Consider the following 665-nt stretch of genomic DNA (forward strand, 5'->3'; position numbering starts at 1 on the left):
GAAGTGGTCTCGTCGCCAAAAAATGCGGTTTTGCGGCTCAAAAAGACGACGAGAAAGGATCTCGTCGCTAAAAAACGGGGTTTCACGGTTAAAAAGGGTGACGAGAAAAGGTCTCGTAGCCAAAAAAGTGAGGTTTCCCGGCACAAAACGACGACGAGAAGTGGTCTCGTCGCCAAAAAATGCGGTTTTTCGGCTCAAAACGACGACGAGAAGTGGTCTCGTCGCCAAAAAGTGAGGTTTCCCGGCACAAAAAGACGACGAGAAGTGGTCTCGTCGCCAAAATATAGCGTTTCCGGCACAAAACGACGACGAGAAAAGGTCTCGTCGCCAAAAAATAGCGTTTTCCGTCTCAAAACGACGACGAGAAAGGGTCTCGTCGCCAAAAAAGTAGTTTTCGCGCTTCAAAACGACGACGAGAAGTGGTCTCGTCGCCAAAAAATGCGGTTTTGCGGCACAAAACGACGACGAGAAGTGGTCTCGTCGCCAAAAAAGAAGGTTTCCCGCCTCCAAACGACGACGAGAAGTGGTCTCGTCGCCAAAAAAGTAGTTTTCGCGCTTCAAAAAGACGACGAGAAGTGGTCTCGTCGCCAAAAAGTGAGGTTTCGTGGCACAAAACGACGACGAGAAGTGGTCTCGTCGCCAAAAAATGCGGTTTTGCGGCACAA

The 665-nt window shown here is 49.8% G+C and carries 1 protein-coding gene; it reads left to right on the top strand.

Annotated features, from left to right (window positions below):
• On the top strand, positions 1–665 hold a 665-nt coding region (locus LIZ98_RS17610), incomplete at both ends, for a hypothetical protein (RefSeq protein WP_227203183.1).

The sequence above is a fragment of the Caldibacillus sp. 210928-DFI.2.18 genome, assembly GCF_020554505.1.
Classification (GTDB): domain Bacteria; phylum Bacillota; class Bacilli; order Bacillales; family Caldibacillaceae; genus Caldifermentibacillus; species Caldifermentibacillus hisashii.